Source organism: Rhodococcus sp. 11-3 (assembly GCF_023704055.1).
GTDB lineage: Bacteria > Actinomycetota > Actinomycetes > Mycobacteriales > Mycobacteriaceae > Rhodococcus > Rhodococcus aetherivorans.
Genome location: NZ_CP080406.1, coordinates 1,511,221 through 1,536,368, shown reverse-complemented (window position 1 = coordinate 1,536,368; position 25,148 = coordinate 1,511,221). Strand labels below are relative to the sequence as shown.

The window sequence follows — 25,148 nt, the reverse complement described above, 5'->3', positions numbered from 1 at the left end:
GACCGCCGGGCGCCGCAGGGGGGCGCCCGGGGTCCCACCAGAGAGGGAATACATCACTGTGACCAGGGAACTCACGGATCTCGAACTGCTCCGAGAGCTCGAGCCGATCGCCGAGGACAACGTCCACCGCCACCTGGCGATGGCGAAGGACTGGCATCCGCACGACTACGTTCCGTGGGACGCGGGCCGCAACTTCGCCGCCCTCGGCGGCATCGACTGGGACCCCGACCAGTCCGCGCTGTCCGAAACCGCGCAGGCAGCGATGATCACCAATCTGCTCACCGAGGACAACCTGCCCTCCTACCACCGCGAGATCGCCGAACACTTCAGCCTCGACGGCGCCTGGGGCACGTGGGTGGGCCGCTGGACGGCCGAGGAGAACAAGCACTCCGTCGTCATGCGGGACTACCTGGTGGTCACCCGCGGTGTGGACCCCGTCGCGCTCGAGAACGCACGCATGGCGCACATGACCACCGGATTCGACCCGGGCTCGACGTCGATGCTCGAGTCCGTGTCGTACGTGACCTTCCAGGAACTGGCGACCCGGGTCTCGCACCGCAACACCGGTAAGGCCTGCGGGGATCCGATCGCGGACCGCATGCTCGCCCGCGTCGCCGCGGACGAGAACCTGCACATGATGTTCTATCGCAACATCGTCGAGGGCGCCCTCGACATCGCCCCCGACCAGGCGCTCGCCGCGATCATGAGCGTGCTGACCCGCTTTCGGATGCCGGGCGCGTCGATGGCGAACTTCCGGCGCAACGCCGTGCTGATCGCCAAGGGCGGCATCTACGACCTGCGGCAGCATCTCGACGACGTGGTGCTGCCGGTGCTCCGCAAGTGGCGCGTGTTCGACCGCACCGACTTCGGCAGCCGCGGCGAACAGCTGCGCGAGGACCTCGACGCCTTCCTCACCGACCTGCAGACGAAGGCCGAGCGGTTCGAGGAGGCCCGGGACCGGGCGCTGGCCCGTCAGTCCCGGCGCGACGAACACGCAGGGGCGAGCGCATGACCAGCGTGCGCGAGCCCGGATCCCGGGAGGACCGCGACACCGGGTCGGCAGAGCTGTTCGGCTCGGTGCTCGACATGGCCCGCGCCGCGAAACGCGGCGACGTGTCCGGATGGCTCACCGTCAAGAGCGGCACGCACCGCCCGGAGGACGTCGCCTTCCTCAGTTCGCAGATGCTCGGCGTGCTGATCGAGAACGACGCCGTCCGTCGCGGGGTGCATCCCGCCGACGTGTGGAGCGAGCTGCGCCGGCGCGGCCTCGACGACTTCGGCTGACCACGCGGCGACCCGGAACCACCCGGCGACGATGCCCGGCACCCGCTCAGGGTGCCGGGCATCGAGCGTCCGGGTACGTTCCCGGCGGTCGCGCGCTGCGGCGCTTCCCGCGCGCGTAGGGACGCGCGCGGGAAGCACCCTGCCGCGCCACCACATGCGGCGCAGGCCGCGACGGGACGGCTACTTCTCGCCGTCCGGCCGGACGATCAGCACGGGGCAGTCGGCCGTCTGCATCAGCGCGTTGCTGGTCGATCCGAGCAGCAGGCCCTTGAAGCCGCCGCGGCCGCGGGAGCCCACGACGATCAGCTGGGCGCGTTCGGCGTACTCGCTCAGCACCCGCACCGGCCGGTCCCGCGCGACGACGCGCTCGACGACGACGTCCGGGTAACGCTCCTGGAACCCGGCGAGGTTCTCGGCGAGCACGACCTCCTCCCCCGTCTGGATCCTGCTCCACTGCGGATCCTCGGGCACCGCGCCCAGGGACGGCTGCACGCTCACGTCGCTCCACACGTTCACCGCGACGAGCGTCGCCTTGCGGGCGGCCGCCTCGGCGAACGCCACCTCGACGGCGCGCACAGAGGCCTCGGAACCGTCGACGCCGACCACGACCGGGCCGTCGGAGGGCGGTGCCCCGTCGAGGGTGCGGCCGCGCACGATCGCGACCGGGCAGTGGGCGTGCGAGGCGAGACCGAGGGTGACGGAGCCGACGAGCAGCCCCTTCACCTCCCCGAGCCCGCGCGAGCCGAGCACGATGGTGTCGGCCCGGTTCGAGAGGTCGACGAGGGTGGGGACGACCTTGCCCTCGATCTGCTCCGTGGTGATCTCGACCGGGCCCTGCTCGTCGGCGATGCGCTTGGCGAGCACCTTGGCACTGTCGAGCCGCGCCCGCGCCGTCTCCTTCATCTCCTCGTGGAAGCTCTCCGCGAGGTAGGGCTCGGAGTAGTAGAACGCGGGGATGTGCACGACGGTGACGATGTGCAGCGGCAGCGCGCGGGCCGCGGCAGCGCGGGCCGCCCAGATCACCGCGGTCGCCGCCGCGTCGGATCCGTCGACCGCGACGACGATCGGTTGGGTTTCGGTCATGAATTCCCCTCTGTCGGCGGGCCGGTGGGCCCGGGTTCTCACATCGGCGCGGGTGTCAGTTGCAGATCTCCCGCAGCTGTTCGATCAGTCGGACCCGGCCGGCGGTGTTCTCCGCGATCGGGTTGACGTTGAGGGTGGTGACGCCGGCTTCGGCGAACGCGGCGACGCGTTCCCGGACGTAACTCTCGGGCCCGATGAGCGAGACCGCCCGCACCAGGTCGTCGGGCACCGCGGCGGCGGCCTCCTCCTTCCGGCCTGCGAGGTACAGGTCCTGGATGGTCTCCGCCTCCTTCGCGTACCCGTAGCGGACGGCGAGGTCGTTGTAGAAGTTCTTGCCCTTCGCCCCCATGCCGCCGATGTACAGCGCGAGGTGCGGGCGTACGAAGTCGAGCAGGAAGTCGACGTCGTCGCCGATCGCGAGCGCCGCGCCGACGTAGACCTGCAGGTCCCCGAGCGCGGGATCGCGCTTGGCCTTGCCGCGCGCGAGGGACTCGCCCCACACGTCGGCGGCCTTCTCGGGATAGAAGAAGATCGGTTCCCAGCCCTCGGCGATCTCGGCGGTCATCTCGACGTTCTTGGGGCCGATCGCGGCGATCAGGACGGGGATGCGTTCGCGCACCGGGTGATTGATCAGCTTGAGCGGCTTGCCGAGTCCGGTGCCCTTCTCCGGCGGCAGCGGGATCTGGTAGTACTTGCCCTGGTACTCGACCTTCTCCCGGCGCCACACCTGGCGGCAGATGTCGACGAGTTCACGGGTCCGGCCGAGCGGCGCGTCGTATTTGACGCCGTGGAATCCCTCGATGACCTGCGGGCCGGACGCACCGATGCCCAGGACGAAGCGGCCGTCGGAGACGTAGTCGAGACCTGCGGCGGTCATCGCCGTCAGGCTCGGCGTGCGGGTGTAGATCTGGAAGATGCCCGAGGCCAGCTCGAGTCGTTCGGTCTTGGCCGCGAGGTAGCCGAGCTGGCTGACCGCGTCGAACGAGTACGCCTCCGGTACGAAGACGATGTCGAGGCCGGCCCGTTCGAGATCGGCCACCTCCGCCGCCGTCTCGGCGAATCCGCCGCTGTAGTTCAATCCCATCCCGATGCGCATCCGCATACCCCGTGATTCGTTGGTGCGTGGTCCTGCCGGGCACGCTCGTACCCGTGTGCCAGGTACCCTACCGCCGGGGTGTGGCGCGACCTTCAGGACTCGTCGGGGCGCACCACCATGACGGGGCACTGCGCGTCGCGGATCAGCGAGTTGCTGGTGGAGCCGAGCAGCATGCCGGTGAAGCCGCCGCGGCCGCGGCTGCCGAGCACCAGCAGCTGCGCCTTCTCCGACCAGGCCAGCAGGTGGGCGCGCGGCCCGTCGACGTACACCTCGCGACGCACGTTCACGTCGGGGTAGCGGTCGTGGAACCCGGCGAGGCGCTCGGCGAGCAGGGCCTGCTCGGATTCCGCGAACGCGTTCGGGTCGATCGAAACCTCCACGGCCTCGTCGAAGGTGCCCCGCCGCATGTCGCTCCACACGTGCACCGCGACGAGGTCGACGCCGCGCAGGCCGGCCTCCTCGAACGCCGCGCGGACGGCCTTCTCGCTGAGGGGGCTGCCGTCGACCCCGACGACGACGGGCCGGGTGTCGGGCAGGGACTCCGGAGCCTTGCCGCGGACGACGACGACCGGGCAGCGACCGTGGCTGGCGACGGACACCGGGGTGGAGCCGAGCAGTGCCTCGCCCACCCGGCCGGTGCCGGAGGAGCCGAGCACGAGCATCCGCGCGCGGGCGGACAGGTCGATGAGCCAGCGGGCGCTGCCGGTGGCGGCGAGCCGGGTGGTGATCTCGAGTGCCGGCGCGACGGTGCGGGCGACCTCCTCGGCGCGCTGCAGCAGCGTCTTGCCCTCGTCCTCGACCCATTCGAAGACCTGTGCGGTCTGGATGAACGGCGCCCCGCTGTAGCCGCTGGGGGCGAAGTCGAGAGCGTGCACGATGTGCAGCGGCAGCCCGCGGTCGGCGGCCGTCGCGGCGGCCCACCGGACGGCGTCGTCGGAGGCCGGGGATCCGTCGATCCCGACCACCACGGTGTTCGAGCGCACCGCCTCGTCGTGCGTGGGCTCGTGGTGCGCCTTGCTGCCTGGGAACTTCACGTCGGTCACCGCTCTCGTCGCAGGGATCGTCCTCGGGGTCGAGGTTAATCCGCTCCCCTGGGGGCAGGAATGGTCTTTGGTCCCTCTCCGGGAAGTCCGGAGCCACTGGCCCGGTAGCGGGGATGCGGCCACAATCGTAGGCAGAGGAGGCGCATCATGTCCGGTGGACCGATCCGCATGGCGGGGCCCGCGGCCCACAAGGTCCGCGCGGCGGACGTGATGAGCACGCCGGTGCTGGCCGTGACGGTCGACGCCACCCTGGAGCGGGCCGGGGAGGTGCTGGCCCGCAACGGCTTCACCACCCTCCCGGTGGTCGACGAGCACGGCCGGCTCTGCGGCCTGATCACCGAGGAGGCGCTGGCGGGGGCGCATCTGGCGCGCCTGTCGATGTACGCCGACCTGCCGCTCGTCACCGCGATCCGCCGGCCGCTGACGGTGCGGGCGGTGGCGTTGCCGCCGGTGGCCCTCGATGCGGACGCCGAGCTGTTCGACATCGCGCGGGCGATGCTGCAGATGCGGCTGCGGTCCGTGCCGGTGGTGCGCGACGGCAGGCCGATCGGAATCGTCAGCTGGCGCAATATCCTTCCCGTGCTCGAACGCTGACGCACCGAAGCGATCTACGTCACATTAAATTGTCATTTCAGATACCAATTATCTAGTCTCAGGTCATGCAACTCACCCAGTTCACCGATCTCGGACTGAGAGTTGTCATGTACCTGGCGGCCGCCGCGCCCGACAGCTCCCCCAGCACCAAGCGCGTCGCCGAGCAGCTGCAGCTGTCGTACGCACACACCACCAAGGTGGTCGCACGATTGAGCGAACTCGGCGTCGTCACGACCCGCCGCGGCCGCGGCGGCGGACTGACCATCACCGAGCTCGGCCGGGGCGCGTCCGTCGGATGGCTCACCCGGCAACTCGAAGGCGACGGCGAGGTCGTCGCCTGCGAGGGCGACAAACCGTGCCCGCTGCGGGAAGGATGCAGCCTCCGCGGCGCACTGCGCCGAGCCCAGGAGTCCTTCTACGCGGCGCTCGACTCCGTCACCGTCGCCGATCTCACCCGGGCCCCCACCCGCACCGTCCTGCTCGATCTCACCCGCCCCGCCGTCTGACCGCACGGTTCCACAGCCCGGAACCGGCCCAGCCCTACCCGAAACGGAGTTCACGATGCCGCTCTCAGCCGAGTCCAAGGAAGTTGTCCGCGCCACCCTCCCCGCCGTGGGTGCCGCCATCGGCGACATCACCCCGCTGTTCTACAAGAAGATGTTCGCCGCGCACCCCGAACTCGAGCGCGACCTGTTCAACCGCGGCAACCAGAAGCAGGGCGAACAGCAGAAGGCCCTGGCCGGCTCCATCGCCGCCTTCGCGACCCTGCAGCTCGATCCCGACCCGGCCCGGGTCGAGGCGATCCTGTCCCGCATCGCGCACAAGCACGCCTCCCTCGGCATCAAGCCCGACGAGTACTGGATCGTCCACAAGCACCTGTTCGAGGCGATCGTGGAGGTCCTCGGCGAGGCCGTCACCCCCGAGGTCGCCGCGGCCTGGGACGAGCTGTACTGGCTGATGGCCAACACGCTCATCAAGCTCGAGGACGACCTGTACAAGGCCGCGGGCGTCGCGCCGGGCGACGTGTGGCGCACCGTCCGGGTCGCCGAGCGCCGGCACCAGTCCGCCGACACCGTCTCGTTCGTCCTGACCTCGCTCGACGGCGCTCCGCTGCCCGCTTTCCGTCCGGGACAGTACCTTTCGGTGGGCGTGAGGCTGCCCGACGGGGCCCGCCAGATCCGCCAGTACAGCCTGACCAACGCGCCGGCCCAGGGCGACTGGCGCATCACCGTCAAGCGGATCGTGGCGACCACCACCCCCGACGGCACCGTCGCGCCGGCCGGTGAAGTGTCGAACTTCCTGTACGACAACGTCTTCGAGGGTGACGAGCTGCAGGTCACCACCCCGTTCGGCGACCTGGTGCTGCCCGACGACGGCGCCCCGCTGCTGCTGGCCTCCGCCGGCATCGGCTGCACCCCGATGATCGGCATGCTCGCGCACCTCGCGGAAACCGGTGACGAGCGCAAGGTTTCGGTGCTGCACGCCGACCGCTCCGTCGCCAACCACGCGCACCGGCACGAGCTGGCCACCCTCGTCGAGCGCATCCCGTCCGCCGAGGTGCACCGGTGGTACGAGGACCTCGGCGCCCGCGAGCCGCTCGAGACCGTGCGCGTGGGCCGGGCCGACGTGTCGGACCTGCCGCTCGACCCGAACACCAAGGCGTACCTGTGCGGTCCGCTGCCGTTCATGCTCTCGCTGCGCGAGGCCCTCATCGAGCGCAACGTGCCCGCCGAGAACATCCACTACGAGGTGTTCGGTCCCGACAGCTGGGCCCCGAACGCCTGAGTCGCCTCCGACCGTGCCCCGGCCCCCGCGGCCGGGGCACGGTCGTCTCCACGATCCGGCGCTAGGCTCGCTCGCATGGACGATGCTCCGGCCCCCGCCGGCGCGGGCCGCACCCGCCGGGCCGGCCGGATCGGACTGCTCGTGCTGCTCCTCGTCGGGCTCGCGGCCACGCTGCGGACCCCGGCGGCACCCGCACCGGCCGACGCTCCCCCCACCGCGTTCAGCGCCGTCCGCGCGACGACCCACGTCGAGGCGGTGGCCGCGCGGCCGCGCACCCCGGGTTCGGCCGGCCATGCCGCGGCCCGGGAGTACCTGGTCCGTATCCTCGACGACCTCGGCTGGTCCGTCCGCGTCGACGACGGCGTCGGCTGGTCGGCCACCGCCGTGCAGGGCACCCAGCGGGGCGGCCGGGTCGCGAACGTCGTCGCCACCCTGCCCGGCACCGACCCCACCGGCACCGTCGTGCTCGCCGCGCACTACGACACCGTCGCCGGCTCCCCCGGCGCGGGCGACGACGGGATCGGGATCGCCACGGTGCTCGAGGCGGCCCGCGCCCTGACCGCCGGCCCCCGCCCCCGGAACGACGTCACGGTGCTCGTGACCGACGGCGAGGAACGCGGCCTGCTCGGCGCCGAGGAGTACACGCGGCGGCAACCGGCCGACGCGAGGCCGACGGTGGTGCTCAACCACGAGGCCCGCGGCAACGGCGGGATCCCCGTCACCTTCCGGATCTCCTCCCCCAACGCGGGTCTCGTGGGTGTGCTGTCCGGCGTGCCCGGCACGACCGCGGACTCGTTCACCCAGACGGCGTTCGAGTTGCTGCCCAACGACACCGACTTCCGCCGCCTCACCGAGGCCGGCATGCACGCCGCGGACACCGCGATCGCCGGCGGCGGCGCCTACTATCACAGTCCCCTCGACACCCCGGACCGGCTCGACACCGCGTCGCTGCAGCGCATGGGAGAAACCACCCTTGCTGCGGCACAGCGGTTCTCGTCCGCCGACCTGGCAGAGCTCGGCTCGGGGGGCGACGACGTCGTCGTCACGCTGCCCTGGGGGCCGGTGCACTACCCGCGCCCGCTCGAGATCGCCCTGACCGCGCTGCTCGCCGCCGTCACCGGCGCCCTCGCGGCCCGGCGGATCCGGGACGGTGCCGCCTCGGCGGGCCGTCTCGCGGCGTCGGGCGGGATCTCGATCGCCGTGGCGGCCGCGGCGGCGGGTGCGGCGTTCGTGCCGTGGTGGCTCGCGCTGCGGATCGCTCCCGGTCAGGCCTCGGCGGTCCTGCGCGAGCCGTACCTGCCGGTGCCCTATCAGGTCGCCGCGGCGGCCGCGGCCGTCGCCGTCCTGCTCGCGGCGTATCCGCCGGTGCGCCGCCGTGTCGGCCCTGCCGCGTTCGCGACGGGCGCGCTGCTCGCCGTGACGGTCACCGCCCTGGCCGCGCTGCCCTTCCTCGGCGTCGCGACCGTCCTGGTGCTGCCGGCGCTGCCCGCGGCGATCGCCGCGCTCGTCGTGGACCTGCTGCCCACCGATCGGCGCGGGTGGCGGACGCCGGTGACGCTGGCCGGGACAGTTCCGGCGGTCGTGGTGCTCGTGCCCGCCGCGGTGGCGTCGTTCGACGCCGGTCTGCTCACCGGAGCGCCGCTCGCGGGGGTGTTCGTCGCGGTGCTGTTCGCGCTGGCGCTGCCGCTCCTCGACGCCGCCGGCGCGCCGTCGCAGCTGCGGCTCGCCGCGATCGCCGCCGCGGGGGTCGTGCTCGTGGCCGCGCCGGTCGGCGGCTGGGTCAACCGCGACGGCGCCACCCCGCCGCGGCAGGAACAACTGCTCTACGCGCTGAACGCGGACACCGGTGCCGCCGTGTGGGCGTCGCCGCGCGCCCCCGCCTCGGCCTGGAGCCGCGCCCTGCTGCCCGAGGAGCCGGCCACGCTGCCGGACGCGTTCCCGTGGCGCAGCGAGACCAGGTTCGCCCACGGGCCCGCGCCGGTCGCGCCGCTGCCCGCGCCCGGGCTCGCCGTCGTCGCGGACGTCACCGACGGCGACGAACGGACGCTGACCCTGCGGCTGACGTCGCCGCGCGGGGCGCCGACGATCGGGCTGTGGGTGGACGGGACGTCCGCGGCGGTGCGGGAGGCGGTGGTGGCCGGGCGGAGCGCCGCGCCGGCCGCGCCGTTCGGGTTCCTGTTCTCCGGGACCCCGGCCGAGGGCATCGAGGTGCGGCTGACCGTCGCCCCGCGCGACGGCGCGGTGGTACTGCACGTCGCCGACGTCACCGACGACCTCACCGTCGTCCCGGGATACACCGCTCCGGACGACCGGGCCGTGGTCACCCCCGCGGTCGCGGTGACCCGCACCGTCCGGTTGTGATCATGCCGTGCCGAGCGGCCACTCGTGAACGGGCTTGCCGCCCAGCATGTTCCGGATGTAGTCACGCATCATTCCGTGCAGGGCGGTGCGCCGGTCGGCGCCGGCGTCCTCCCGTTCGACGACCTGCGCCCGCTGCCACGCCGCCCCGGTCTGCCGGTTCAGGCACCGGCCTTCGATGATGCCCAGGTACCGGTCCCGCGCCTGCTGCGACAGCCCGAAGGCGGTCAGGCCCGCGTCCGCCATGGGCAGCAGCCGGCGCAGCACGAGTTCGTCGGCGCCCACCCAGCCCAGGCCGGGCCAGTACAGCCGCGCGTCGAGGCCGTACTTGGCCCCGATCCCGAGGTTCTCGCGGGCCGCGTCGAAGCTCATGAACCGGCACAGCGGCACGTCGGCGTCGACGAGGGCGCGCAGCGCCCCGTAGTAGAACGCGGCGTTGGCCATGATGTCGAGCACCGTCGGGCCCGCCGGCAGCACCCGGTTCTCGAGCCGCAGGTGCGGGTGCTCGTCGGCGACGTCGTAGACGGGCCGGTTCCAGCGGTAGATGGTGCCGTTGTGCATCTGCAGCTCGCGCAGCCGCGGAGTCCGGCCGGCATCGAACTCGGCGATCGGATCGACGTCGGACACCTCGGGCAGCAGCGCCGGGAAGTACCGCGAGTTCTCCTCGAACAGGTCCGTCACCGAGTCGATCCAGCGCTCGCCGAACCACACCCGCGGCCGCACCCCCTGATTCTTCAGCTCCTGGGTGCGGGTGTCGGTGGCCTGCGCGAACAGCGGGATCCGGCTCTCGTGCCACAGCGCCTTGCCGGCGAGGAACGGGGAGTTCGCGGCGAGCGCCACCTGCACTCCGGCCAGGCATTGAGCGGCGTTCCAGTGGTCGGCGAAGTCCTCCGGGGCCACCCGCAGGTGCAGTTGCAGCGACGTGCAGGCCGCCTCCGGCACGACCGAGTTGGCGTCGGCCCGCAGCTGTTCGGCGTCGTCGCGGCCGGGGAGGGGCACGCCGTCGAGATCGAGCTCGATGTCCTCCCCGCGTGCGGCGAAGATCTGCTCGTTGAGGGCCTCGTAGCGCGGGTTGGCGGTGATGCGCTCCCGGTCGAGGTGGGCGAGCTCGAGCGTGGGCAGCATGCCGATCATGACGAGCTGGGCGTCCTGCCGGTGCATCCGCGTGTCGGCGCGGCGCAGCGACTCGCGCAGGGTGTTCTCGATGTCGAGGGTGGCGTCACCGGCGAACGGCCCGGGGTCGACGTTCATCTCGACGTTGAACTGGCCCAGCTCGGTCTGGAACACGGCGTGATCGTCGATCGCCTGCAGGACCTCGAGGTTGCACATGGCCGGTTCCATGTCGTCCTGGACGAGGTTGAACTCGATCTCCATGCCGAGCAGCGGCTCCGGCCGTTCGCGCGCGTCGGTGAAGGCGCCGTCGCGCAGCATCCGGTCCAGGGCGGCGAGGCAGGCCTGCACCTTGGTGCGGAACTCGCGCCGGTCGGCGCGGGTGAAGGAGCGAGCCTTGATCTGCGTGCCCATGGAGCCGTGTCCCTCTCCCCCGCTAGGTGATGATTCGTCAGCCTAGCGGCCGAGCGACCGCAGTTGGGGGCGAGCGTCAGACGGCGCGGTAGCTGCCCCAGTCGGCGACGACGCCGCGGGTGCTGAGCCAGGCGTTGGGGTCGGTCTTGCCGCCGGCCTGGTCCCACACCTCGAAGTGCAGGTGCGGGCCGGTGGACCAGCCGCGGTTGCCGACGGTGGCGATCTGCTGACCGGCGGTCACCCGCTGACCGGCACTGACCTGGTAGGTGTCGACGTGGCCGTAGACGGCGGTGGTGCCGTCGTCGTTGAGGACGCGCACCCACTGGCCGTAGCCGGAGGCGGCGCCCGCGTCGAGGACGGTGCCGTCGGCGGCGGACTTGATCGGCGTGCCGATCGGGGCGGCGATGTCGATGCCGCCGTGGTGGCTGCCCCAGCGGGGGCCGAAGTCCGAGGTGAGCGTGCCCGAGACGGGCTGCACGGTGGCAGGCTTGGCGGGGTTGAGGTTGTTCAGCCAGCCCTGGCCCGCGGCGAACTGGTCGACCAGGGTGTCGAGCTCCGGCGGCAGGGCGGGAGCGGCGGCGTGCTCGTGGCCGTGCTCGTCGGCCGGGGCGGGCGCACCGGGCAGCTGCGGGAGCTCGAAGCCCTCGGGCAGCAGGCCCTGCGGCACCTCGAACGGCAGGGTGCCGGTCTGGGCGGGGGCGGGCGCGGCACTGGCCGTGCCGGCGGCGAGCTGGGCACCCACGGCGAAGAAGGCGCCGGTGGCGGCGGCCACGGTGGCGGCCTTCACGGGTGCCGACGGACCGGTGGGCTCGACGCGGTGCCGGCCGCGGCCGGAGGACGCACCGGACAGATCCATCTCGAAGGTGGTCGCCTCGTCGCCTGCCCGCTGGTGCCGTCCCACAGTTGCTACCTCATCCGTCGTCCGTTGCGCGCCGGGTGTGCCCCGGCCGTTTCTGGCGACTCAAAGTAACAAAACGATATAGGGCAGCGCCAGCGTTACGTTTCGGACACTTCTGCGGTGGGTACCGACGGCGACCCGGCGGCAGCCCGGCCGGATGCAGCCCTGCCCCACCTGCGTGAACTGCGGAAACACCCTCCTGGTGCGCGCGGGCGGGGTTGGGACGTCCGCCGGGGCCGGCGGCTCCCGGCGCCGCCTCGCGCGCATACAGAACCGCGAGGAGACGACGGCAGTTATGTGATTGTGATCACAGCGGAGCGCCCGGCGCGTCAGCCGATGTACGCGATGGGCGCCTCGGGGATGTAGTCGACGCACGAGAGCAACGGGGTGGGCGACGGGCTGAGGTAGCCGGTGTCGAATGCCTGGATGCGCTGCTCGGCGGTGCCGTGGGTGCGCTCCGGCCCCTTGTCCTCCCCCACCGCGGCGAACGCCCGGCCCAGCGACGCCAGGTCGGTCTGCTCGACCGTGACGCCGAGGTCGCGTTCGGAGTACGCGACGAAGGCGCCCGATCCACAATCGGCCTGGTTCTCGTAGGGGATGGCACTGTTGGGTTCGGCCGGGTCGGGCTCCGGCAGTGCCAGCATCGTCTGGAAGTGATGCGTCACCTCGTGGCTCAGCACCGCGGCAATGGCGATCTCCCCGTAGCCGTTCACGAGGTCCATCGCCGCCTTCTCGCCGATGTAGAGGCTGCGGTCGGCCGCGCAGTACATCAGCGAGTTCTCGTCGTAGGCGCAGCCGGGCGCCGCCTCCCCCGACTTCCCCGCCGCCACCGAGTAGTAGGCGGTGGGATGCGGCATGTCCTGGTACGTGGCATCGATCCACGACTCGATCGACGGAAGGAAGCACTGCACATACGGTCCCATCGCGTCCGTCGCGTACTGCCCGGTGCTCCCGGCGGCGAACGGACACTCCGCTGTGGGCGAAAGCTGTTGCAGGGCAGACTCGTCCTCCGCGGCGGCCGGAGCGACGGCACCCAGGGCGGGCACCACGGCGGCGACGGCCACGGCGGCGAAGCGGATCGTGCGCGAGATCGAGCGAGGCATGAGTACTCCCGGGGACGAGGATTCGGCGTGCGGATCCACCCTCCGGCACGCCACGGCCGCACTCCAGGGCTCTTCGGGCTGCACACCGCACCCCGAGGGGGACGGTTCCCACCCCCGGGGTCACTGGCCGCACCTCCGACCGAAGGTCACCGGCCGCAGGTCACCTGCCGCAGGTCACCTGCCGCACCTCCGGCCGAATGTCACATGCGTTCGGTTGGATTGACGGCGTGTGACATTCGGGTGCACGACCGGGCGGGAACGGCGATCGCCCTCACGGGCGCCGCGATCTACGGGTCGAGCTTCCGTACCCCGGCCCTGCTGTCCGCCTCACACGCCTCCGACCAGGCCTGGACCGTCACGTGGATCGCCGTCGGCGCGGCGGCGGCGCTCGCCGTGCCGCTGGTTCCGCGACCGTTTCACACCGGCGCCGCGATCCCGGCTACACTCACACCGCGCATCGAATCGGCACCGCCGGTCCACCGCGCGCCGCCCTCGTAGCTCAGGGGATAGAGCACGGCTCTCCTAAAGCCGGTGTCGCAGGTTCGAATCCTGCCGGGGGCACAAGAGACCGCTGGTCGAGCTCACCCGCAGCCGCTCTCTACGGACCGCCGCTCGCGGGGAGCGGGCGAACCAGCGCGATGCCCCTGCTCCAGCCGCTCGATCAGTCCGCCTGCACGCCAGGGGCGATGTCCAGCCGTAGATACGACTCGACGCCGAACAGTCGGTGCATCCTCCTCGATGCCGACGACAGATGCGGTTCCGCCTCCGCCGCCGGCACGATCACGGGAGCGACGGCGTCGTAGCGCACGCCCTCGCGCTCGAGGACGCAGCCCCCGCCCGCCAGAACGTTGCGGCACCAGTCGACGTCGGTGCCGTAGGGCAGATGGATGAAAAACGACTGTCCGGATCGTTCCGCCCACACCGGGGTCACGTATGGCCATCCGGATGTGCGACCCACGTGATGCACCGCTGTGACCGTCTTCCCTCCCCTCTTCAAGATCACCGGGTTGAGGACGACCTTGTTGTACCGGCGCAGGGCAGTCAATGCCGGCTTCCAGCGCGAGCGCCACACGACGACACGGATCACCGTGAAGACCGTGTCGACGACGAGCACGACGCCGCCGAACACCCACTCCGCCAGTCGCCGGAGCGTTGCCTTTTCGGTCACGGGTCCGCCCTCTCGCTCAGGAGGAATCTCGACCCGGATCGCTGCGTGGCGGCGAGCGGTCCACGGCACCCGGCCCGTCCTCGGAGTTCGCCCACCGGAGGAACCTCGCCGCGAGGTCGGCACGGATCTCTGCGAGAAAATCGCCGTCCCGGGCGTGATCCAACTGCTCGACAGTGTCCAGTTCAGCCCGTACCGTCGCGGCCTCGTCGCCCCGAAGGCTCGCGATCCACCGTTCCACCGGGCCGGGCGGTGCGGGAACCGGACGGGGTACCACCACGTACTTCTCGAATACGTTCCGGAACCGCTCCCAGCATTGCTGTTCCTGCTGCAGAAGGAACCACGGCCATTCGACGATCCGGCCCTGGAGGCACACCTTCTTCGAGGGACCGTACTCGAGCGGATTCCACTGCGGCGGACGCGTGAACACGACCTGCAGGTCCACACAGTCCTGATCGCTGCCGGGCGTGCTCATCAGCGAAATGGTGTGCAGGTTCCTACCGTCTCCGGGACACCGGTATCGGATCGTCGGCACTCCTTGGCACGGCGCATAGTAGCCTGCCGGCGATATCGCCGCGCCGTTCACGATCCAGCCGACGGACAGGTCGTCCTGGCCGTGCTCGAAGGACATCAGCACGGTTTCGGAAAAATCGACCCGACGCCCCACCCAGACACCGCGACGACAGAGCGACGGCGTCTTCGTGTAGTCCTCGATCACGAAATGCCGCCCGGCTTCCGAACGTTCCCGGGACTTCTCGACGAGCGGGTAGGTCATCGTTCCCCCTCTCGGCTGCCTCGACTCAACGGTAGATCGAGGAGCGGACCGGGGAGGCGGTTTCGCCCTGCGGATGAGGCCCTCTCAGCGACGGGTCGGCTGGACAGCGGATCGCTGCCTGCTCATTCCGCGTCTCCGCGCTCCGCGTGTGCGGCCTGCTCCGCCGCCACGGCCGCGGCGACGTGCGCTTCGGCGGCCGTCTTGTCCACGCCGAGACCGGTGAGGACGCCGTTTCCGTCCTCGTATTCGAGGAGGGCGAGGAGGATGTGCTCGGTGCCGATGTAGTTGTGCCCGAGACGAAGTGCCTGCCGGAACGTCAGCTCCAGGGCCTTGCGCGCACGCGCGTCGTAGGGGATCAGGTCGGGCACGTCCCCGGACGCCGGCGGGAGCTTCTCCACCACGGCGCGACGGACCGCGTCCGGCGAGACGTCCTGCGCGACGAGCGCGCGGACCGCGAGGGCGTCGGGCTCGCTCAGCAGACCGAGGACGAGATGTTCGCAGGTGATCTCGGCGTTGCCGGCCGCCCGGGCCTCGTTCTGTGATGCCATGACGACGTTACGGGCGCGTTCGGTGAATCGGCTGAATCCTTGTTCGGGATCGAGATCGGCAGAACCCTTGGGCACGAAGCGCTTCTGTGCCGCCTGCTTGGAGACGCCCATGCTGCGCCCGATGTCCGTCCAGGACGCGCCGGAGCGGCGGGCCTGGTCGACGAAGTGGCCGATCAGATGGTCGGCGACCTCCCCGAGATGCTCGGCGGCGAGGACCGCGTCGGTCAGTTGTTCCAGGGCGTCGGTATGCACCTTCTTGATGGCATCGATGAGGTCGTCGAGCCGGACGGGATTGCTCATGGGTACCGGGTTCGTCATTCGTCAACCATAGGTTGACGCGCTCATGGTCGTCAATGCCCGGTTGACGATCAATCCGGTGCGCCTCGCCGGCACCGCGAGGCGGGTACTGTCGTCGCATGGACCCCGACGTCCGCGCTGGTCACCGGGCCGATCGCCACTCGCGGCGCGAGCCGATGATCGCGCCCAGCCTGGCCTCGGGCGACCTGGCGCGCCTGGCCGACGAGGCGCGGGCCGTGGCCGGTGGATCCGATCGGGGCGCGGACTGGCTGCACGTCGACGTGATGGACGGACACTTCGTCCCCAACATCACCTTCGGGGTGCCGGTCGTGCGGTCCCTCGCCCGGCACACCCCGCTGCCGCTCGACTGCCACCTGATGATCGAGGATCCCGACCGGTGGGCGCTCGACTACGCGGAGGCGGGCGCGCACAACGTCTCAGTGCACGTCGAGGCCGTCCGCGACCCGGTCGCTCTCGCCGGCCGCCTGCGCGACGCCGGCGCCCACGCCGGTCTCGCGCTCGCGCCGCAGATCCCGCTCGAGCCGCACATCGGCACGCTCGCGCACTTCGACACGCTCCTGGTGATGAGCGTGCCTCCGGGATTCAACGGCCAACGGTTCATCCCCGAGATGCTCGACAAGGTGCGCGCGGCGCGACGCCTGGTCGACGCGGGGGAACTCGACGTGCTCATCGAGGTCGACGGCGGGGTGAACCTCGACACCATCGGGGCTGCCGCGGCGGCCGGCGCCGACTGCTTCGTGGCCGGCACGGCCGTCTACGGCACGGACGACCCGGCCCGCGCCGTGCGCCTGCTGCGCGAGAAGGCCCGGGCGGCGTACGGGAGACCGTGACAAGCGGGAGACAGGGACGAATCGGAGACAGGGACGAACGGGCGACAGGACGAACACGAGAACGGGCGCCGAGAGACATCTCGGCGCCCGTTTTCGGGTGACGGCTCAGCTCCCCAGCGCGTCGATCGCTGCCTGCAACCGCCGGGCGGCCTCGTCGGCGACGGGCTGCAGCCCGGGATCCTCGGCCACCTGCACCATCAGTTGCGGGTTCATCGCCTCGACGTGCACCAGGCCGGCGTCCTCCGGATCGCGCCGGACGACGACGTTGCACGGCAGCAGCAGCCCGATCTGCCGATTGACCGAGACGGCCTGGTGTGCGAGCGGCGGGTTGCACGCCCCGAGGATGACGTACGGCTCCATGTCGACGTCGATCTTGGTCTTCAGGGTGGCCTGCATGTCGATCTCGGTGAGCACCCCGAAGCCCTGTTCCTTCAGCGCCTCGCGGGTGCGCTCGACGGTGTCGCCGAGCGGGGCGCGCAGCGTGGTGGCGAGAGCGAGTGTCATGCTGCTCCTTCGTGGTTCGCTGTTGTCAGGCGAGCGCGAGGAAGAGCTTCTCGAGTTCCTCCTCGGTCAGCTTGTCGACGCAGGTGTCGTCCTGCTCGTCGAGGACACACTGCCGCAACCGGGTGGCGACGATCTTGAATCCGGCCCGGTCGAGGGCGCGCGAGACCGCGGCGAGCTGGGTGACCACCTCGCGGCATTCGCGCCCGTTCTCGATCATGGAGATCACGCCGGCGAGCTGGCCCTGTGCGCGGCGCAGCCGGTTGAGCACCTGGGTGGTGGATTCTGCGGCATTCACGGTGTTAACTGTCATGGTCGGCCCCTTCATACTGAAGATGAACCCATCATACCCGGTGGGGTATTCCCGTGCCCACATTCCGGCTCGGCGCCGATTCCCGGACCTCGGGCCGGTCGACCCGGCGATTCCTTCAGCGGCGACCGCCCTTGACCACCCGCTCGCCGGCCCGCTCCCAGGCGATCATGCCGCCGCGCAGCGAGGCGACGGGCGCCTGCGCCGCCGGGGCGAACATCCGCGCGGCGCTCGCGGAGCGCATGCCCGAGTGGCACACGAACACCACCGGCCGGTTGCGCACGATCCGCGCCGCCTTCGTCGGAACCTGGGAGAGTTCGCAGTGCTGCGCGACGGGCGCGTGCCCGGACCGGTACTCGGCGGCGGAACGTACGTCGACGAGGACCGCCCCGCCGTCCAGCAACTCGCGCGCCCGGCCGACGCCGACGGACTCGTAGGGCTTGGCGAAGCGCGCCTTGATCTTCTCGAGCAGGCTCATCGGGTTCCGCCCTGTTCGGCCGGGTGACCGGCGCGCAGCCAGCCCTTGGTGCCGCCGGCGACCGAGACCGCGGACCGCCCCGACGCGGACACGATGTCCGCGCCGCGCAGGCTGCGATTGCCGGAGGCGCAGATGACGTAGACGAGGTCGGTCCCCGGGATCTCGGCGAGACGGGAAGCGAGTTCGCCGAGCGGGATCCACTGGGCACCGGGCACGTGCGCCTGCTCGTATTCGTAGTCCTCGCGCACGTCCACGACGGTCGCGCCGGACTTCCACTCGTCGGCGAATGCAGCGATGTCGATTTCCCTCATTGTCCACTCCTCGGCCCACACCGGTGGGCATCGTGCCGTCGTTCGAGGTTCATACCCCATGGGGTACTGCATACCCTAGGGGGTATATCGGAATCTGTCCACCGTCTCCGCCGGACGACCGGCGCTTCGGCCCGGCGCGTGGGCGCTTCCGTGTAGCGTCCGAGACGATCCCGCCCGACGCACCAGTGAGGAATCGCCGATGAGCGACGGACCCGTGGCGCCGCAGCCCGGCGCGGGCCGTGCCCGCCAGAACGTCATCTACCGGGCAGGAGTGCTCGGGCGCACCCCCGCGGTGCCGACCGACTTCGCCGGCCTGGAACGCCTGGCGCGACGGAAGACGAGCCGGCGCGGCTGGGCCTACATCGCCGGGGGCGCCGGCGAGGGCGCGACGATGCGCGCCAACCGCGAGGCCTTCGACCGCTGGAAGATCGTCCCCCGCGTGCTGCGCGACGTCTCCCGCCGGGACCTGAGCGTCGAGCTGTTCGGCCGCACCCTGCCCGCCCCGGTCCTGCTGGCGCCGGTCGGCGCCGCCGAGCTCGCGCACCCCGACGCCGACGTCGCGATCGCCGGCGCGGCGGCCGAACTCGGCGTGCCCTACATCTTCTCCAACCAGGGCTGCGCCCCGATGGAGGAGAGCGCCGCGGCGATGGGAGACTCCCCGCGCTGGTTCCAGTTGTACTGGAGCAGCGACGACGACCTCGTCGACAGCCTGCTCGCCCGCGCGAAGACGATCGGCGCGGACGCCGTGGTCGTCACCCTGGACACCACCCTGCTGGGCTGGCGGCCCCAGGACCTCAACCTCGGATCCTTGCCGTTCGCTCGCGGCGAGGGCATCGCCCAGTACACCTCGGACCCGACGTTCGTGCGCATCGTCCGCGAGCGCATCGCGGCCGCCGCCGGCGCACGACCCGAGGTGGAGGTGACCCTAGGCGCGATCAGGACACTGCTCTCGATGAGCCGGCGCTACCCCGGCCGCCTCCTCGACAACCTCCGCTCCCCCGAGCCCCGGGCCGCCGTCGAGACCTTCCTCGACATCTACTCCCGGCCCTCCCTGACGTGGACGGAGATCGAGTCGCTGCGCGAGCGCACCGATCTTCCCGTGCTGCTCAAGGGCATCCTCCATCCGGACGACGCCCGGCGCGCCCTCGACGCCGGGGCCGACGGCATCATCGTCTCCAACCACGGTGGCCGCCAGGTGGACGGCGCGATCGCCTCGCTCGACGCCCTGGTCGGCATCGCACCCGCCGTCGACGGCCGGGTACCGGTGCTGCTCGACAGCGGAATCCGCACCGGATCGGACGTGTTCAAGGCGCTCGCCCTCGGCGCCGACGCGGTCACCGTCGGCCGCCCGCACCTGTACGGGCTGGCGGTGGGCGGCCGCGAGGGGGCCCGCGACGCCGTCGCGAACATCATCGCCGAGTTCGATCTGACGCTCGGGCTCAGCGGGCTGACGTCGGTGAAGGAGATCACCGCGGACGCGCTTACGCGCACGTGACCGACGGGCGACGCGTGATGCCGATCTTCGACGCCCACTTCCATATCGTCGACCCCCGCTTCCCCGTGACCCCGAACGAGGGATACGTGCCGCCGGCCTTCACGGTCGCCGACTATCTCGAGCGGGTCCGCGGGCTCGGCGTCACGGGTGGCGCCGTCGTGTCCGGCTCCTTCCACGGCTTCGATCAGGGCTACCTGCTGGACGCGCTGGCCCTCCTCGGCCCCCGCTTCGTGGGCGTCACCCAACTGCCGGCGACCGTGACCGACACCGAGATCGCCCGGCTCGACGAGGCCGGCGTGCGCGGGATCCGGTTCAACCTGCGCCGCGGCGGTTCGGAATCCGCCGCCCACCTCGACTCGCTCGCGCGGCGGGTCCACGACGTCGCCGGCTGGCACACCGAGTTGTACGTCGACGCCCGCGAACTGCCCGCGCTCACCGAGACCGTCGCCGCCCTGCCCGCGGTGAGCATCGACCATCTGGGCCTGTCCGCGGCCGGACTGCCGCACCTGCTGGACCTGGTCGACCGCGGGGTCCGGGTCAAGGCGACCGGGTTCGGCCGCGCCGACTTCGACGTCGCCGCCGTTCTGCGCGCCGTCGCCGACCGGAACCCGCACGCCCTGATGTTCGGCACCGACCTGCCGTCCACCCGGGCGCCGCGGCCGTTCACCGACACGGACGTCGCAGTGGTCACCGATGCACTGGGCCCGGACCTCGCCGCGCGGGCGCTGCACGACAATGCCGCGCAGTTCTACCGCGTGCGTTGACATCCCCGGCAAGCAAGATCTCCGAAACGTCGTATGCTCCGCCGTTCGCGATCTAGACTCGGGGGCGTCATTCGGTGCGCGGGGCGCGCCGCCGGCGGGGCGCGGCGGTCGGCACCCGGACGTGACATTCCGATCACAGGAGCATCAGCATGAGCGCCGCCCGAACCACCCGAGCAATCCTCGCCACCGCCGCACCGATCGCGGCCGCCGTCCTGTTCGCCGGCAGCGCCGGCGCCGCACCGCCCCAATCCCTCGGCACGGCACTGACCTTCGGGTGCCTCAACCAGGGCAGCCTGGCCTCGATCACGGCGGTCACCGCGCAGGCCGGCCCGGAGGCGAACCCCGCGATCGCCCCCGGTCACGTACTGTTCTCCACCGCACCGGGAATGGGCCCCATGCCCGCTGCGGGGCAGGTGTCGGTCGCATGGCTCAATCAGAGCACCGGCCAGGCGGGGATCGTCGACCTCGAGGGGACGTACCCGAACCTGGCGAAGGTGGTGAACACCGGCCCGGGCACCGTGCTCACCACCGTATTCGGTTCGGTGAACCTGAGCAGCGGCCCGATCTGCAATTCGACACCGGCCGCGGGGACGGTGACCGTCGGCTGACGGTGCCGGAGTTCAGCGCGGGCTGTACATGATCAGCGCCACGCCGAGCAGGCACACCAGGGCGCCGGCCACATCCCACCGGTCGGGGCGGAAGCCGTCGACGATCATCGCCCACACGAGCGATCCGGCGACGAACACTCCGCCGTAGGCGGCGAGGATGCGACCGAAATTCGCATCCGGCTGCAGCGTTGCCACCATTCCGTACCCGCCGAGCGCAATCACACCGGCGCCCACCCAGATCCAGCCGCGCTGTTCCCGGATTCCCTGCCACACGAGCCAGGCACCGCCGATCTCGAACAGGGCCGCGACGACGAACAGGACGAGGGACTTCGCGATGCTCACGCGAAGTACCCTACGGCGCTGCACGGCTCCGGTGCGGGTGCCCGCACCGGAGCCGGCCGGAACATGGTCAGGTTCGGCTCGCCGCGCGCGGGCGGGGCACCAGCCGGGGCACGCGGGCACTGTAGTCGCGGTACCGGTCGCCGAACGTGTCGGTCAGATCGTGTTCCTCGAACCGCAGCGCGACGAGGATGTATCCGGTGGTGACCGCGGCGAACAGCAGGTGGCCCACGCTCATCGTCGGCGCCACCCAGAACGCGATCAGGAAGCCGAGATACAACGGGTGACGCACCACGCGGTACAGCATCGGGGTGCGGAATACGACTTCGGCCGGGGGTTTTCCGGCGAAGTTCCGCAGCACCTGCCGCAGGCCGAACAGGTCGAAGTGGTCGATCGCGAACGTCGATGCGAGCACGAGGCCCCATCCTGCGAAGGACACCGCATAGAGCACCACGCGCACCGGTGTCGCGTCCACGTCCCAGATCTCCTGTGGCAGTGGATGCCACTGCCACATCACCAGCGCCAGGGCGGCGGTGGCGAACAGGACGAACGTGGAGCGTTCGATCGGCTGTGGGACGATGCGGGTCCATCGGTCCTTGAACCAGGGCCGGGCCATGACCGAATGCTGAACGGCGAACACGGACAACAGGGCCAGGTTCACCATCACGGCGACGACGATCGGCGTCTGCGGCCCCTCGTCGATGGTGCGGGGCACCACGAGACCTTCGACCCACCCGATCGAGTACAGGAACACCGCGAAGAACACGGCGTAGGCGGCCGCGCCGTACGCGGTCATCAGGGTGCGGCCGAGGCGGCCCCTGTCGGTCGTCTGCAACATCGTCGAACCTTCCCTCCTCCGGGCGCGCCGGCCCGTGCCACAGTCGGCGGATGTGCCGTGTGACCACGGTGCGCCAACGCGCCGGAGGACGACAGGCACCCCGGGGTGAGGTTTTCGGCACCCGGGGCGGGCGGTCATCCGCTGCCGCGGGCCACGTCCTGCGGGTCGATGTCGTCGCGCAACCCGCGCCAGCTCGGATGCCAGAGCTTGCCGGCGTCGGTCCACTCCCGGAACCGCACCTCCCCCACCAGCTTCGGGCTCACCCACACCGCGTCCCGCGCGTCCTCGCGCGGGACGTCGCCGGCGAAGGGGGTGGTGCGGCGCCGCAGACCCGCCATGGCGGCCGACAGTTCGGCGAGCTGGGGTTCGTCGAAGCCGGTGCCGACGCGGCCGACGTACTCCAGCCCGGCCTCGCCCTGCACGCCGACCAGCAGCGAGCCGAAGGTGCCGGCGCGGGCCCCCTTGCCGAGGCGCCAGCCCCCGATGACGACGTCCTGGGTGAGCCAGTTCTTCGACTTCACCCAGTCGGGGCTGCGCCGACCCGGCACGTACACCGAGTTCCGCCGCTTGGCCACCACCCCCTCCCAGCCCCGCCGGGTGCTCTCCTCCAGCGCTTCGGATCCGTTGCCGTGCAACAGGTCCGGAACGACCAGCCCGTCGGCCGCGGCGGCGAGCGCGTCGAGCACGCGCCGCCGGTCGGAATACGGCTTCCGGTACAGGGTCACCCCGTCGAGGAAGAGGACGTCGAACACGAAGTACTGCGGGGTGCCCCCGGTCCGCAGCCGCCGGAAGCTTGTGACGCCGAGGGTGTCGCACGCGACCACCTCGCCGTCGAGGACCACCTCGTGCCCGTCGAGGATGCGGGTGAGATCGGCGAGAGCGGGGTAGTCGCCGGTGATGTCGCGGCCGGAACGCGAATGCAGCCGCAGCTGCCCGTTCTCGATCTCGGCGACGGCGCGGTAGCCGTCCCACTTGCCCTCGAACGCCCATTCGCCGGCGTCGAGACCGGTCACCTCACCCGGTGTCGCGAGCATGGGCTCGAGGTCGCGCGGGAAGCTCGTCGGCGGGCCCGGCGGCGCGCTCTGGTCCTTCATGCGGTGCGCGAGCCACTGGTTGCCGGCCGTGCGGATCAGCGCGTACCGGCCCTGCACCCGCGCGCCGTGCAGGCGCACGATCACCTCGTCGTCGCGCCATTTCTCGGTGTCGTAGGTGCCGGTGTCCCAGATCGTCATGCCGCCGGCGCCGTACTCCCCCTTGGGAATCACGCCGTGGAAGGTGAGGTACTCGAGCGGATGGTCCTCGGTGCGCACCGCGAGGTTGTTGCGGCCGGGATCGTCCGGCAGATTCTTCGGCACCGCCCACGACGCGAGCACCCCGTCGCGCTCGAGCCTCAGGTCGTAGTGCAGGCGGCGGGCGTGGTGCTCCTGGATGACGAAGGAATTGCCCGGTCCGGATCCCACGGTGGCGGGGACGGGTTCGGGGGTGCGGGACGGGTCGCGCTTGTGCCGGTACTCGGTCAGGGCGTCGGACTCGGGCAGCGGCGGGTCGAGCGCGGCGAGCGGGTCGGGTCCGGCCTCGAGGCGCGCGAGCACCTCGTCGAACCGCAATTGGTGCAACCCGGGGTCGTCGAGTTCGTCCCAGGTGCGGGGCGCGGCGACCCACGGCTGCTCCCGACCGCGCAGGGAATACGGCGCGATGGTCGTCTTGGCCTGGTTGTTCTGGCTCCAGTCGAGGAACACCCGGCCACCGCGCACGGCCTTCGCCATGGTGGCGGTGACCAGGTCGGGATGCAGCGTCTCGAGGTTGATCGCCACCTGCTTCGCCACGGTCGACGCCCCGCCCGGTGCAAGCTCGCGGTCGAGCGGCACATACAGGTGTATCCCCTTGCTGCCGCTGGTGACCGGGTAGGCCGGCCAGCCCAGCCCGCCGACCATGTCGCGCACCAGGCGGGCAACCTCGGCGCACTGCGCCAGCGTGACCCCCTCCCCCGGGTCGAGGTCGAACACGATCCGCGTCGCGGGACCCGGAACGGAACCCGAGAACCGCCACTGCGGCACGTGCAGCTCGAGTGCCGCCTGCTGCCCCAGCCAGGCCAGCGACGCCACGGAGTCGAAGACCGGATACGTCACCGACCGCTGCTTGTGGTGAACAGTCTTGCGGGTGAGCCACTTCGGCGCGTGGGAGGCGAGGTTCTTCTCGAAGAACGACTCGCCGCCGACACCCTCGGGCCAGCGTTTGCGGGTGCCGGGCCGGCCCGCGACGTGAGGTAGCAGCACCGGGGCGACGGCGACGTAGTAGTCGACCACGTCGGCCTTCGTCGTGCCCGTGCTCGGGTACAGCACCTTGTCGAGGTTCGTCAGGTTCAGACGACGGCCTTCGAACGTGCGGGTCGTCATCGCCTCATTCTGCCGAGCGCGGCCCGCGGGCGCGCACTTCTCGCGCCGGTCCCCGGCGTGTCGCCCGCGCGGAGGGCGCTTTCGGTGCTGCGCTCACGAGCACCTTCGGCGCTGGGACCCATGAGCGCCTTCGGTGCTGGGACCCATGAGCGCCTTCGGCGCTGCGCTCATGGGCACCTTCGGTGCTGGGACCCATGAGCGCCTTCGGCGCTGCGGCTCAGCTGTAGAGTTCGGCGAACCGGCGCAGCGAGGCCTCGATGTCGCCGTGCAGGGCCCGCGCGACGCCGGAGCCGATCGGCCCGAACAGCGGCGCCCCGCCGAGGTCGATGTTCAGGCTGAGCACGGAGCCGATCCCGGCGGCCCGGACGGTCATCCGCAGCTTGAACCGGGTGCCGCCCTTGCCGGAACCGTGGAGCACGAGGTGGTGCGGCGAGTCGATCTCCCGGACGGTCCACGCGACCCGGTTGCGCATGCCCTTGACCGAGACGACGGACTCGGCGGTGGTGCCGACGACGAGTTCGCTCGGCAGGTCGCTGCGCCACCCGTCGTGGATGGTCAGCCATTCGTCGAATCCGTGCAGGTCCGACGCCCGCACCCAGGTCACGTGCGGTTCGAGCGGAAGGTCGGTCGATACCTCGAGTTTGGCCATGCCCCGCAGCGTAGACGCCGAAGCGCGGACGCAGGGTGATCGACCCTGCGTCCCG

28 protein-coding genes and 1 tRNA gene are annotated in these 25,148 nt (G+C 71.3%); 12 read left to right on the top strand and 17 right to left on the bottom strand.

Going from position 1 to position 25,148, the window contains the following annotated elements; translation table 11 throughout:
- Positions 1 to 58: 58 nt before the first annotated feature.
- Both KZJ41_RS07250 and KZJ41_RS07245 read left to right on the top strand, forming a co-directional pair.
- Positions 59 to 1,012 carry an acyl-ACP desaturase gene (locus KZJ41_RS07250; protein ID WP_065922917.1) on the top strand — a complete coding sequence of 318 codons (954 nt, stop codon included), beginning with the start codon at positions 59 to 61 and terminating at the stop codon, positions 1,010 to 1,012.
- Entirely contained in the window at positions 1,009 to 1,284 is a 276-nt protein-coding gene (locus tag KZJ41_RS07245) for a hypothetical protein (RefSeq protein WP_006933270.1), read from the top strand. Before KZJ41_RS07250 ends, KZJ41_RS07245 begins: the two co-directional genes overlap by 4 nt.
- Before the next feature lie 180 nt (positions 1,285 to 1,464).
- On the opposite strand, the gene KZJ41_RS07240 is transcribed toward KZJ41_RS07245, so the two are convergent.
- The 3 genes from KZJ41_RS07240 to KZJ41_RS07230 all read right to left on the bottom strand — a co-directional run bounded on the left by KZJ41_RS07240 (position 1,465) and on the right by KZJ41_RS07230 (position 4,506).
- Positions 1,465 to 2,367: a universal stress protein gene (locus tag KZJ41_RS07240; RefSeq protein ID WP_006933272.1), complete on the bottom strand. Its 903-nt coding sequence runs from the start codon at positions 2,365 to 2,367 to the stop codon at positions 1,465 to 1,467.
- 55 nt (positions 2,368 to 2,422) lie between these two features.
- Positions 2,423 to 3,463, bottom strand: coding sequence for an LLM class F420-dependent oxidoreductase (locus KZJ41_RS07235; protein ID WP_029541944.1), 1,041 nt, complete (start codon positions 3,461 to 3,463; stop codon positions 2,423 to 2,425).
- Between the two features lie 92 nt (positions 3,464 to 3,555).
- Positions 3,556 to 4,506, bottom strand: a complete 951-nt coding sequence (locus KZJ41_RS07230) for a universal stress protein (protein WP_084648662.1) — start codon at positions 4,504 to 4,506, stop codon at positions 3,556 to 3,558.
- Positions 4,507 to 4,653: 147 nt separating this feature from the next.
- Here KZJ41_RS07230 and KZJ41_RS07225 point away from each other — a divergent pair, with 147 nt between their 5' ends.
- From KZJ41_RS07225 to KZJ41_RS07210, 4 genes are all read left to right on the top strand, one after another.
- A complete protein-coding gene (locus KZJ41_RS07225; RefSeq protein WP_006933276.1) occupies positions 4,654 to 5,100 on the top strand; it encodes an HPP family protein in 447 nt (148 codons plus the stop codon).
- Between the two features lie 65 nt (positions 5,101 to 5,165).
- Positions 5,166 to 5,606: an Rrf2 family transcriptional regulator gene (locus tag KZJ41_RS07220; protein WP_006933279.1), complete on the top strand. Its 441-nt coding sequence runs from the start codon at positions 5,166 to 5,168 to the stop codon at positions 5,604 to 5,606.
- Positions 5,607 to 5,661: 55 nt separating this feature from the next.
- Complete coding sequence (locus KZJ41_RS07215; RefSeq protein ID WP_065922918.1) at positions 5,662 to 6,885, top strand: globin domain-containing protein; 1,224 nt, start codon at positions 5,662 to 5,664, stop codon at positions 6,883 to 6,885.
- 75 nt (positions 6,886 to 6,960) lie between these two features.
- Entirely contained in the window at positions 6,961 to 9,246 is a 2,286-nt protein-coding gene (locus KZJ41_RS07210) for a M28 family peptidase (RefSeq protein WP_251550394.1), read from the top strand.
- Here the strand turns inward: KZJ41_RS07210 and KZJ41_RS07205 are convergent, their stop codons facing one another.
- The 3 genes from KZJ41_RS07205 to KZJ41_RS07195 form a co-directional block, all read right to left on the bottom strand.
- Positions 9,247 to 10,767, bottom strand: coding sequence for a glutamate-cysteine ligase family protein (locus tag KZJ41_RS07205; RefSeq protein WP_065922920.1), 1,521 nt, complete (start codon positions 10,765 to 10,767; stop codon positions 9,247 to 9,249). It abuts the gene before it with no gap.
- Positions 10,768 to 10,843: 76 nt separating this feature from the next.
- On the bottom strand, positions 10,844 to 11,668 hold the full coding sequence (locus KZJ41_RS07200) for a M23 family metallopeptidase (RefSeq protein ID WP_029541940.1): 825 nt from the start codon (positions 11,666 to 11,668) through the stop codon (positions 10,844 to 10,846).
- Positions 11,669 to 11,994: 326 nt separating this feature from the next.
- Positions 11,995 to 12,768: a neutral zinc metallopeptidase gene (locus KZJ41_RS07195; RefSeq protein WP_065922921.1), complete on the bottom strand. Its 774-nt coding sequence runs from the start codon at positions 12,766 to 12,768 to the stop codon at positions 11,995 to 11,997.
- Between the two features lie 204 nt (positions 12,769 to 12,972).
- Between KZJ41_RS07195 and KZJ41_RS07190 the strand changes: the two genes are divergently transcribed.
- Together KZJ41_RS07190 and KZJ41_RS07185 are read left to right on the top strand one after the other, a co-directional pair.
- On the top strand, positions 12,973 to 13,266 hold the full coding sequence (locus KZJ41_RS07190) for a hypothetical protein (RefSeq protein ID WP_144415002.1): 294 nt from the start codon (positions 12,973 to 12,975) through the stop codon (positions 13,264 to 13,266).
- Positions 13,257 to 13,329: transfer RNA gene (locus KZJ41_RS07185), tRNA-Arg, on the top strand. Before KZJ41_RS07190 ends, KZJ41_RS07185 begins: the two co-directional genes overlap by 10 nt.
- A 100-nt stretch (positions 13,330 to 13,429) precedes the next feature.
- Here KZJ41_RS07185 and KZJ41_RS07180 read toward each other — a convergent pair.
- From KZJ41_RS07180 to KZJ41_RS07170, 3 genes are all read right to left on the bottom strand, one after another.
- On the bottom strand, positions 13,430 to 13,936 hold the full coding sequence (locus tag KZJ41_RS07180; protein WP_037200600.1) for a hypothetical protein: 507 nt from the start codon (positions 13,934 to 13,936) through the stop codon (positions 13,430 to 13,432).
- A 16-nt stretch (positions 13,937 to 13,952) separates the two neighbouring features.
- Positions 13,953 to 14,408 (bottom strand): hypothetical protein, encoded by a 456-nt coding sequence (locus KZJ41_RS07175; RefSeq protein ID WP_231385869.1) that lies wholly within the window; start codon positions 14,406 to 14,408, stop codon positions 13,953 to 13,955.
- 422 nt (positions 14,409 to 14,830) lie between these two features.
- A complete protein-coding gene (locus tag KZJ41_RS07170; RefSeq protein WP_082120198.1) occupies positions 14,831 to 15,574 on the bottom strand; it encodes a Clp protease N-terminal domain-containing protein in 744 nt (247 codons plus the stop codon).
- Between the two features lie 98 nt (positions 15,575 to 15,672).
- Between KZJ41_RS07170 and rpe the strand changes: the two genes are divergently transcribed.
- Positions 15,673 to 16,404 (top strand): ribulose-phosphate 3-epimerase, encoded by a 732-nt coding sequence (gene rpe, locus KZJ41_RS07165; protein WP_198163313.1) that lies wholly within the window; start codon positions 15,673 to 15,675, stop codon positions 16,402 to 16,404.
- 105 nt (positions 16,405 to 16,509) lie between these two features.
- On the opposite strand, the gene KZJ41_RS07160 is transcribed toward rpe, so the two are convergent.
- The 4 genes from KZJ41_RS07160 to KZJ41_RS07145 all read right to left on the bottom strand — a co-directional run bounded on the left by KZJ41_RS07160 (position 16,510) and on the right by KZJ41_RS07145 (position 18,004).
- Positions 16,510 to 16,908, bottom strand: a complete 399-nt coding sequence (locus tag KZJ41_RS07160; protein ID WP_050034734.1) for a DUF302 domain-containing protein — start codon at positions 16,906 to 16,908, stop codon at positions 16,510 to 16,512.
- A gap of 25 nt (positions 16,909 to 16,933) precedes the next feature.
- The gene (locus KZJ41_RS07155; RefSeq protein ID WP_037201469.1) at positions 16,934 to 17,218 is read right to left on the bottom strand and encodes a metal-sensitive transcriptional regulator; all 285 of its coding nucleotides are present in this window, start codon (positions 17,216 to 17,218) and stop codon (positions 16,934 to 16,936) included.
- Between the two features lie 115 nt (positions 17,219 to 17,333).
- A complete protein-coding gene (locus tag KZJ41_RS07150) occupies positions 17,334 to 17,693 on the bottom strand; it encodes a rhodanese-like domain-containing protein (protein ID WP_006930269.1) in 360 nt (119 codons plus the stop codon).
- Positions 17,690 to 18,004: a rhodanese-like domain-containing protein gene (locus KZJ41_RS07145; RefSeq protein WP_006930266.1), complete on the bottom strand. Its 315-nt coding sequence runs from the start codon at positions 18,002 to 18,004 to the stop codon at positions 17,690 to 17,692. The genes KZJ41_RS07150 and KZJ41_RS07145 overlap by 4 nt, the downstream gene beginning before the upstream one ends.
- A gap of 199 nt (positions 18,005 to 18,203) precedes the next feature.
- On the opposite strand from KZJ41_RS07145, the gene KZJ41_RS07140 reads away from it, so the two are divergent.
- From KZJ41_RS07140 to KZJ41_RS07130, 3 genes are all read left to right on the top strand, one after another.
- The gene (locus KZJ41_RS07140) at positions 18,204 to 19,499 is read left to right on the top strand and encodes a lactate 2-monooxygenase (protein ID WP_006930265.1); all 1,296 of its coding nucleotides are present in this window, start codon (positions 18,204 to 18,206) and stop codon (positions 19,497 to 19,499) included.
- A gap of 17 nt (positions 19,500 to 19,516) precedes the next feature.
- Positions 19,517 to 20,263: an amidohydrolase family protein gene (locus KZJ41_RS07135; RefSeq protein WP_065923524.1), complete on the top strand. Its 747-nt coding sequence runs from the start codon at positions 19,517 to 19,519 to the stop codon at positions 20,261 to 20,263.
- A gap of 149 nt (positions 20,264 to 20,412) precedes the next feature.
- Positions 20,413 to 20,871, top strand: coding sequence for a hypothetical protein (locus KZJ41_RS07130; protein WP_043797747.1), 459 nt, complete (start codon positions 20,413 to 20,415; stop codon positions 20,869 to 20,871).
- 12 nt (positions 20,872 to 20,883) lie between these two features.
- Here the strand turns inward: KZJ41_RS07130 and KZJ41_RS07125 are convergent, their stop codons facing one another.
- The 4 genes from KZJ41_RS07125 to KZJ41_RS07110 form a co-directional block, all read right to left on the bottom strand.
- A complete protein-coding gene (locus tag KZJ41_RS07125; RefSeq protein ID WP_029541928.1) occupies positions 20,884 to 21,213 on the bottom strand; it encodes a YnfA family protein in 330 nt (109 codons plus the stop codon).
- Positions 21,214 to 21,280: 67 nt separating this feature from the next.
- Positions 21,281 to 22,048, bottom strand: coding sequence for a methanethiol S-methyltransferase (mddA, locus tag KZJ41_RS07120; RefSeq protein ID WP_006930258.1), 768 nt, complete (start codon positions 22,046 to 22,048; stop codon positions 21,281 to 21,283).
- 134 nt (positions 22,049 to 22,182) lie between these two features.
- The gene (locus tag KZJ41_RS07115) at positions 22,183 to 24,444 is read right to left on the bottom strand and encodes an ATP-dependent DNA ligase (protein WP_065922923.1); all 2,262 of its coding nucleotides are present in this window, start codon (positions 24,442 to 24,444) and stop codon (positions 22,183 to 22,185) included.
- 217 nt (positions 24,445 to 24,661) lie between these two features.
- Complete coding sequence (locus KZJ41_RS07110; RefSeq protein WP_006930253.1) at positions 24,662 to 25,093, bottom strand: SRPBCC family protein; 432 nt, start codon at positions 25,091 to 25,093, stop codon at positions 24,662 to 24,664.
- Positions 25,094 to 25,148: the final 55 nt, after the last annotated feature.

Excerpts from the sequence above, each read along its gene's own strand:
- KZJ41_RS07245 (WP_006933270.1), top strand. The coding sequence starts at position 1,009 with ATGACCAGCGTGCGCGAGCCCGGATCCCGGGAGGACCGCGACACCGGG.
- KZJ41_RS07240 (WP_006933272.1), bottom strand. The coding sequence starts at position 2,367 with ATGACCGAAACCCAACCGATCGTCGTCGCGGTCGACGGATCCGACGCG.
- KZJ41_RS07235 (WP_029541944.1), bottom strand. The coding sequence starts at position 3,463 with ATGCGCATCGGGATGGGATTGAACTACAGCGGCGGATTCGCCGAGACG.
- KZJ41_RS07225 (WP_006933276.1), top strand. The coding sequence starts at position 4,654 with ATGTCCGGTGGACCGATCCGCATGGCGGGGCCCGCGGCCCACAAGGTC.
- KZJ41_RS07220 (WP_006933279.1), top strand. The coding sequence starts at position 5,166 with ATGCAACTCACCCAGTTCACCGATCTCGGACTGAGAGTTGTCATGTAC.
- KZJ41_RS07215 (WP_065922918.1), top strand. The coding sequence starts at position 5,662 with ATGCCGCTCTCAGCCGAGTCCAAGGAAGTTGTCCGCGCCACCCTCCCC.
- KZJ41_RS07210 (WP_251550394.1), top strand. The coding sequence starts at position 6,961 with ATGGACGATGCTCCGGCCCCCGCCGGCGCGGGCCGCACCCGCCGGGCC.
- KZJ41_RS07205 (WP_065922920.1), bottom strand. The coding sequence starts at position 10,767 with ATGGGCACGCAGATCAAGGCTCGCTCCTTCACCCGCGCCGACCGGCGC.
- KZJ41_RS07195 (WP_065922921.1), bottom strand. The coding sequence starts at position 12,768 with ATGCCTCGCTCGATCTCGCGCACGATCCGCTTCGCCGCCGTGGCCGTC.
- KZJ41_RS07190 (WP_144415002.1), top strand. The coding sequence starts at position 12,973 with ATGCGTTCGGTTGGATTGACGGCGTGTGACATTCGGGTGCACGACCGG.
- KZJ41_RS07175 (WP_231385869.1), bottom strand. The coding sequence starts at position 14,408 with ATGAGCACGCCCGGCAGCGATCAGGACTGTGTGGACCTGCAGGTCGTG.
- KZJ41_RS07170 (WP_082120198.1), bottom strand. The coding sequence starts at position 15,574 with ATGACGAACCCGGTACCCATGAGCAATCCCGTCCGGCTCGACGACCTC.
- rpe (WP_198163313.1), top strand. The coding sequence starts at position 15,673 with ATGGACCCCGACGTCCGCGCTGGTCACCGGGCCGATCGCCACTCGCGG.
- KZJ41_RS07160 (WP_050034734.1), bottom strand. The coding sequence starts at position 16,908 with ATGACACTCGCTCTCGCCACCACGCTGCGCGCCCCGCTCGGCGACACC.
- KZJ41_RS07155 (WP_037201469.1), bottom strand. The coding sequence starts at position 17,218 with ATGACAGTTAACACCGTGAATGCCGCAGAATCCACCACCCAGGTGCTC.
- KZJ41_RS07150 (WP_006930269.1), bottom strand. The coding sequence starts at position 17,693 with ATGAGCCTGCTCGAGAAGATCAAGGCGCGCTTCGCCAAGCCCTACGAG.
- KZJ41_RS07145 (WP_006930266.1), bottom strand. The coding sequence starts at position 18,004 with ATGAGGGAAATCGACATCGCTGCATTCGCCGACGAGTGGAAGTCCGGC.
- KZJ41_RS07140 (WP_006930265.1), top strand. The coding sequence starts at position 18,204 with ATGAGCGACGGACCCGTGGCGCCGCAGCCCGGCGCGGGCCGTGCCCGC.
- KZJ41_RS07135 (WP_065923524.1), top strand. The coding sequence starts at position 19,517 with ATGCCGATCTTCGACGCCCACTTCCATATCGTCGACCCCCGCTTCCCC.
- KZJ41_RS07130 (WP_043797747.1), top strand. The coding sequence starts at position 20,413 with ATGAGCGCCGCCCGAACCACCCGAGCAATCCTCGCCACCGCCGCACCG.
- mddA (WP_006930258.1), bottom strand. The coding sequence starts at position 22,048 with ATGTTGCAGACGACCGACAGGGGCCGCCTCGGCCGCACCCTGATGACC.
- KZJ41_RS07115 (WP_065922923.1), bottom strand. The coding sequence starts at position 24,444 with ATGACGACCCGCACGTTCGAAGGCCGTCGTCTGAACCTGACGAACCTC.
- KZJ41_RS07110 (WP_006930253.1), bottom strand. The coding sequence starts at position 25,093 with ATGGCCAAACTCGAGGTATCGACCGACCTTCCGCTCGAACCGCACGTG.